Raw genomic sequence first — 6860 nt, forward strand, 5'->3', positions numbered from 1 at the left:
AGATGCGCTGGTAGCTTCCGCAGTAGCAGGAAAGTATTCCGCACCACTAGTATTAGTGGACAAAGATGGTTCAGAGGGAACGACTAATGCTCTTGCTTACTTGAAAAACAACACTGATTCCAGTACTGATGTACAGTTAATAGGTGGAACTGCAGTTGTTCCTCAGTCAATAGAGGACGATATCAATGCACTTTATAATCCACAAGATCAGGATCAGGCTACTGCAGTTGACTCAGTTGAATCTGCAAGCTTGAATGAGATAAAGGTAACTTTTAATGGAAAAGTTGACGAGGATACAGCTGAAGATGTGGCTAATTACAAAGTTGATGGGACTCAACTTACAGATAATGAAGGTAAAGATAGTGATGCTACTGCATCCCTTCAGGATGATAATAAAACTGTTTTAATAACTCTTTCAAAGAAACAAAAGCAAAATGATGATGTGGATGTAACAGTTAAGAAAGGAATACTCAGTGAAGACAAGTCAAATACTGTTCCTGAATTTACGAAGACTATTACTTTTTCAGATACAACTGCTCCAACGTTGGGTTCAGTTTCAGCAAGAGGAAATAACAAATTAGATGTTAAATTTTCTGAACCTATAAAAGCACAAGGAGAGGATGAGAAAACAGCACTTCAGAATGTAGTATCCAAGCTTAAAATAAATGATAAGAATTTATCTTCTTATGGAGTAAATTATGACGTTAATACTAAAGAAGATGGATCTACTGATAATAATGATATTAAGTATTCTGCATTAGATGATGCAGTTAAAGCATCAGACGGTGAGTACTATTATACTGATGAAGTAGAATTATATTTTGATACAAATCTTCCAACAGGAGATAATGTTTTGAAAATTTCTGATGCTGATGATGATATATTATCAGATGCTGCAGGTTTCCCAATTGCAGATACAACTCAGAATTTTACAGTAGATTCATTAACTACTGCACCTGAAATTACAAGTATAACAGCTGAAGATAGTGGAAAAGTTTATGTTAACTTTGATAGGCCAATGGATGCAAAAACTGCTGTTGTTAATGGAAACTATAAGATAAATGATACTAAATTAACTTCAAATAATAGTACAGTAGAACTTAAAAAAGGTGACACTCAAGTTAAAATAAGTGGAGTAAGTAATTTAATTAATAAGAATTCAAATACTCTTTATGTTGATAATAATGTAGAAGATGCTTATGGAAATAAAGTACCTGATGATACTTATAAATCTTTTGATTTGGAAGAAGATACTACTAAACCTGAAGTGAGTTCAGTTTATGCACTCAATGATAATACAATAAGAGTTAAATTTAACAAAGATGTAGATGCAACTTATGCAACAAATAAGTCAAATTATACGTTGAAAGATAATGATGGAACTGATATAACTGATGAGATACCAGAGGGATCCTATACAGGAATCACTGTTCCAGGGAAATCAAGTATGCCTACTACTACGGATGTAGTTGATATTAAATTAGGTGATAGTAATAAATTAACTGATTCTAAGTATACTCTTACGATAAAGAATATACAGGATACGGCTTCAACTCCTAATGTAATGGATGATAAGATCATTACTTTTGATGGATCTTCTGATGTAAGTGCAACTGCAACTCCATATGCAGCTAAAAATAAGGATAATAATAACCTTACAAAGATTATTTTTGTATTCAATAAGGCAATGGATGGAAGTACATTGGATGATACAGATAATTATCAGTATTTAAATGGGAAAAATGAAACTAAAACTCTTCCAAGTAATGCTCATATTTCAGTGAATGGAGATAATAAGAGTGTTACAATTGATTTAAAGGATACATCATTAGATGCTAAAGGAACAGAGAGTGATGAAAATTCTATAAAGGCAATATATGCAACAGGTGTAAAAGATGAAGATGGAAATACCTTATCAGTTGGAAACAATGGAGGAATATTTGGTAATGCAGTTAAAGCAGCAGCTACAGTTAAAAAGAATTCCTTAAGACTTTATTATGAGGGTAATGACCTGAAAGCTAATGTGAGTTTTACTCAGCCAATTGATGAAGACAGTGCACCTAAAGATGCTTTTTCGATAAATGGTGAAAATCCAACTTCAGTTAGTGTAGATGGTACTAAAGTAACTCTTACATTTGCTAATAATACTAAGACTACAGATGAAAATGAAAATGCTACTGGAAATGATGAAAGTGATCCTAATACTTTAATTAATAAAGTTAAAGCACCAGGGAATGATACTAACTTAACTATAAATAATATTGAAGATGTATTAGGCAATACAGTAGCTGATAATAGTGTTCCAATCTATTCATATGATGCAGCACCAAAATTAATTGCTGTAAAAGATAATAATGATGTTGCTACGAATTGGAAGGCTCAGTATGTTGCTAAGGAAGGAACTAATTGGGAACATGAAACAGCAGATAAAGATCAGGCTGAAATTAGTGTTCGTTTTGATACTCCAATTGAAGAGAGCAGTGTGCAACCTTCTGATTTTACCTTTAGTGTTGGCGGAACAAATGTTGATGCTACAGATACTTCAGTAGTTTCAAATAAAAATGTTGAGGGTGGATCTGATGTTAGTAAGGATACAGTCGTATTTAAATTTGAGAATAGCGATTTAGATGATCTTAAAAATGCAGTTACAGCTAAGGGTGGAAATGTAAATATAACTGTTAAACCTGTTAAAGGTCAGTCTAGTATTTCAACAGTTAAAGATTTAGAAGGTAATTATGCTTATTATACACCTTCAGATGATGATTTGAAAACTACTTATGTGAGTGTAAATGCTAGTGATTTTGATAGTGACCAGCTAGATGTTAATGCAGTAGCAAAAGATATAACTTCATTCACTCCCAATAAGGGTGATAAGGGAGCTGTTGAATTACCTACTGTTCCGAGTGGTTATACTATAGCTGTTAAATCTACTACTGATTCGACAGTATATGATGAAAGTGGTAAGATTCAAAAAGCAGGTACAAGTGATGTAGTTTATACAGTTACTAATACTACAACTAAAAAAACTGCTGATACTGTATCAATTCCAGTAACAGTTACGTTAAATTAGTTTATTTGTAACGGTAATTAAACAAAAAATAGAGTCATTTCAATTATGGAAATGACTCTATTTTTATATTAAAATTTATAAGAGAAGATTATAGTGTAGTGTTATATTATCAGTTAATGATATAACATATCGTAAGTGTCAAGTAAAAAAATGTGAGATAATCTTCTAGAATAAGTTTTAAAGTTTTTCAAGTGAATCTTAGAAACTTTAAAAGGAGATTTTATATGGATGTATAAGATGCAAATCAAAATATAGAATGAATGAGCGGATTAAAACTATATATGAGTGCCGCAGCAGTGCGCAAACTGTTAAATCATGGTGTACGGAAAATAGCATCAAGTATTACTACTGGTTGAGAAAAGTATGTGCTGCTGTCTGCAAAGCCTTCCCTTCCAAAAATCCAGAGGAACAAACAGTCCTTCTAGATACTTTCAAATTATCAGGCACTATTTCCATAGATGCAGACTATGTTTTTCTAGAAACAGATCAAACTGATATTGTTCATTTTGACTGCTCAGTACTTGGAATTCATATTAGACTCAAGAAGATATAAAAAGATTAAATATAGGAAAAATAGACAGGCAACCCCCGGGGGTCATGAATAAACTGTGAATAAATCCTCCAAACATTCATTTGCTTTTTGAACCAAGCCATAATCCCATCTATCCTTGATATAACAGCAGTTATTAGAAGCCCATCTGAACTGAAAAGAGTCAGGTTGCCACAAATGTTGTGAATAAAGTGTAAATGATTGGACAATCAAGACAAGCGTCCGGCAGTTTTTCAAGCCAAACTGTGAACCACGGTATCCCTTATATAACGGCATTTCTCCGGAAAAACCCTAAATAAAAGATGAAATTTATGTTGAATTGTGGATTACCCTAAAATATTTGATAAAATAAAATTAGAAAATATACGAATCAGTGCATAGGAACTTATGTTCTGGTAAATACTAATAATACAGTTAAATATTATGAGGTGGATTCTATGGTATCTAATTTGGGAAAGACTATAGAAAATATTGTAAAAGAAGGCAAAACGAAAGGTATGAAAGAGGGCAGAAGAGATAGACTTCTTCAAAACCTGAAAAATTACTTTACATCAAGTTTTCCTATACTTCCTGTATGGACAGTATAAGAAAGATAAAAGATGAAAATATTTTAAGCTCCATTTTTGAGGATGCCGCCAGGAGCAATTTCGTTGGAGAGTTTGAAAAAAAGCTGAAGCCAGAGAAAGCTGAATTGATTTTGAATGAGAAAATGAGCAGTTCAGATTTATTTAAAGAACGCTTGATAAAAGGTATAAATAGATACTGCAGCATTTCTCTATACTGCAGTATCTGGAGATGAATTCTGAATTAGAGAAGTTTTCTATTTAATATACCAGACAGGCTGAGGTTCGATATTCTATGGGCTATAGCAGTTTTGTCCGTGGTATACAGGCCTCTTTCCTTCATTCGATTGAAGTATTCTGCCCCGGCAAAAGTGTATCTGTTTTTTCTGCCCTCACTTGTAAGTATTTTGTGATTTGCATAGTCTATTATATCTCCTATGACAGTATCTTTAGGCAGGATCAATGAAGGTATTCCAAGGGTATATCTCACCGCATTGTTCCCTGCGAGAGATCCGGTACATATTGCTTCGGTATGTCCCACAAACAGTCCGCTTTTTTCACCGCCGCAAAATAGATTTTCCACTCCGATTACTTTGAGGTCATTTGAGACAGGGGCCACGGAAAGGTATCTTATGGAATTACCTTTGCCGCCGGAATAGGGATCGATAAATTTTACATTTTCAAGTCCGTGTATCTTTCTGAGCTTATCCAGCGGGTAATAGGAAGTCATGAGTTTTACGTGTCCCGTATCGAGAAGTATTATATTTTCTGCGAATTCCTTCAAAGCATACTGCTGGCATACTTTTGATTTGAGTTTGTCTAGATTTATATCTTCTTTTGGTACCTTGAGTACCACCACTCCTTTTTTCTCCACTTCTTCTACCAGTTTTTTGTCCAGAGTTTCCTTTGCCAGTTTGCAGGAACCGCTGAAGGCTCCATAATTTCCATCTGATCTTTCACCGTGCAGATCCTCCACTCCGGCACAGCTGCTTATACTCACTCTGGGCCCGAAGGATGGACACCTGAGCACACACATGCAGCACCCGTGGCCGTATTTTATACAGTTTCCCATAGGACCTGTAGAACCTGTAGTTTCAATAAATACGTCTGCTTCGTCATAATCTCCCTCTGAAGTATAAATGCCTTTTATCTTATTGCCGTCCATTTTTACATCCACTACTCTTGACATCAAATTCAGTTTTATATCTTTACTTAAAATATAATTTCTGACAGCGGGTTCAATTTTATTCACGTCATAGAGCCATGCATGGGCATGATTGGGAAAATCCAGATTCTTATGTCTGGTAAGGCTGTCTGTGATATTTATAAGATCTCCTGCTCCGAGAGCTTTTATTTCTTCAGCAGCAGTGTATCTGCCGTTGTTTCTCATTATTCCGCCTACATTTCCAAGGCCGAGTACCATATCCGTTTTTTCATAAACAACTACATCCGCACCTGCCTTTTTGGCAGTCAAAGCTGCAGCAGCTCCGGACCATCCGCAGCCGATTATTATTACCTTCATAAAAATGCCTCCTATATAAATTTTCTATCTTTGAATAAATTTCTCGGATCCATCTGAACTTTGCAGAACTTTTTGATTACATCATTTTTATAATGGTGGGTGCAGCTGGAACATATACCTTCGCCGCAGTTCATTTTGGAATTGTTGCAGCAGGAAAAATTCAGAGAGCTGTCTGCAAGCTGAAGAATGTCATAAGTCAATATATCGGGACCGCCGCAGTGAACCAGATTTATGTTTTCTGCAGTTAAAAGATCATTGAGAATGGTTTTGAATTTATCCGTGAGATTTTCGCCTTCCATCATATTGCAGTAAACTACAGTGGAGCTGTACTTGTCAAGATATTTTTCACTGAAATTTTCATCAAATTCACGGTCAATTATGGAAATAACCTTGTTCCCGTTCGCGTGTAACTTTTTCATGACAGGAATTGAAGGAGCAATTCCTATACCTCTGGCTATGATCAGCGAGGTTCCAGCTTTTGCTTTATATATATTTGAAAGACCCATTATTCCATTTGAAAAAGGTCCCCTCATAAATACCTCATCTTTTTCATTTAATTTAAATAAATTTTTTGTCTTGCTGCCGCTTAATTTCAGGGCAACCTTTAAAGTGGACGTGTCTATATCTGCTTCCATTATTGATATTGGGACATCATAGTAATTTGTATTTTTCACACTTCTTAAGAAGATGAAACTTCCTGGATAAACAAGTTCTCTTGTAAGGTTTTCAGGAGCTTTTAAAGTAAAAATGCACAGATTTTTATCAGAAAGATGTTTTTCTAATATAGTACAAGTGTAGGTTTTTCTTAAAGCTTTAGCCCTATGACCATTTGCTATATATTGATCGTATATACAAACACCGCACCAGTCTTTACACTGGCAAAATTCTTTACCAGAGAGCTGGGAGCAGAGAATGCAATCTGAAGTTTCTGCAAGATGGCATGGACAATATGGGCCGCCAGCGTCTATACAATTCATGAAAATAACCTCCGTCTATAATTATTAAAAATACTATAAAGATGTGTACAGTATTAGATTATTTTGCAGAATAATTTTTGTTACTTAAATTTACACAGCCTCCCGTGGTTGTGAACAGATCCTCCAAGCATTTGGCTGTTTTTCAAGCCAAACTGTGAACTGCGGTATCCCTTATATA

The 6860-nt window shown here is 34.8% G+C and carries 6 protein-coding genes; 4 read left to right on the top strand and 2 right to left on the bottom strand.

The genetic code is table 11. From position 1 onward, the window contains the following. Positions 1-7 precede the first annotated feature (7 nt). The 4 genes from AB8S09_RS15575 (at position 8) to AB8S09_RS15590 (ending at position 4419) form a co-directional block, all read left to right on the top strand. Entirely contained in the window at positions 8-3070 is a 3063-nt protein-coding gene (locus AB8S09_RS15575) for a cell wall-binding repeat-containing protein (protein WP_369869524.1), read from the top strand. 256 nt (positions 3071-3326) lie between these two features. After that, entirely contained in the window at positions 3327-3623 is a 297-nt protein-coding gene (locus tag AB8S09_RS15580) for an IS66 family insertion sequence element accessory protein TnpB (RefSeq protein ID WP_369869522.1), read from the top strand. Positions 3624-4057: 434 nt separating this feature from the next. Beyond that, entirely contained in the window at positions 4058-4207 is a 150-nt protein-coding gene (locus tag AB8S09_RS15585; protein ID WP_294185228.1) for a hypothetical protein, read from the top strand. After that, positions 4195-4419 (top strand): hypothetical protein, encoded by a 225-nt coding sequence (locus tag AB8S09_RS15590; RefSeq protein WP_294185229.1) that lies wholly within the window; start codon positions 4195-4197, stop codon positions 4417-4419. Before AB8S09_RS15585 ends, AB8S09_RS15590 begins: the two co-directional genes overlap by 13 nt. Positions 4420-4427: 8 nt before the next feature. Here the strand turns inward: AB8S09_RS15590 and AB8S09_RS15595 are convergent, their stop codons facing one another. Together AB8S09_RS15595 and AB8S09_RS15600 are read right to left on the bottom strand one after the other, a co-directional pair. Next, a complete protein-coding gene (locus AB8S09_RS15595) occupies positions 4428-5705 on the bottom strand; it encodes an FAD-dependent oxidoreductase (protein ID WP_294185231.1) in 1278 nt (425 codons plus the stop codon). Between the two features lie 11 nt (positions 5706-5716). Beyond that, on the bottom strand, positions 5717-6682 hold the full coding sequence (locus tag AB8S09_RS15600) for a sulfide/dihydroorotate dehydrogenase-like FAD/NAD-binding protein (RefSeq protein WP_294185233.1): 966 nt from the start codon (positions 6680-6682) through the stop codon (positions 5717-5719). Positions 6683-6860: the final 178 nt, after the last annotated feature.

It is taken from the genome of Clostridium lapidicellarium, assembly GCF_041224415.1.
Classification (GTDB): Bacteria; Bacillota; Clostridia; order Clostridiales; family Clostridiaceae; genus Clostridium_B; species Clostridium_B lapidicellarium.

Coding starts and splice junctions, on each gene's coding strand:
- AB8S09_RS15600 (WP_294185233.1), bottom strand. CDS start 6,682: ATGAATTGTATAGACGCTGGCGGCCCATATTGTCCATGCCATCTTGCA.
- AB8S09_RS15595 (WP_294185231.1), bottom strand. CDS start 5,705: ATGAAGGTAATAATAATCGGCTGCGGATGGTCCGGAGCTGCTGCAGCT.
- AB8S09_RS15580 (WP_369869522.1), top strand. CDS start 3,327: ATGAATGAGCGGATTAAAACTATATATGAGTGCCGCAGCAGTGCGCAA.
- AB8S09_RS15590 (WP_294185229.1), top strand. CDS start 4,195: ATGGACAGTATAAGAAAGATAAAAGATGAAAATATTTTAAGCTCCATT.
- AB8S09_RS15585 (WP_294185228.1), top strand. CDS start 4,058: ATGGTATCTAATTTGGGAAAGACTATAGAAAATATTGTAAAAGAAGGC.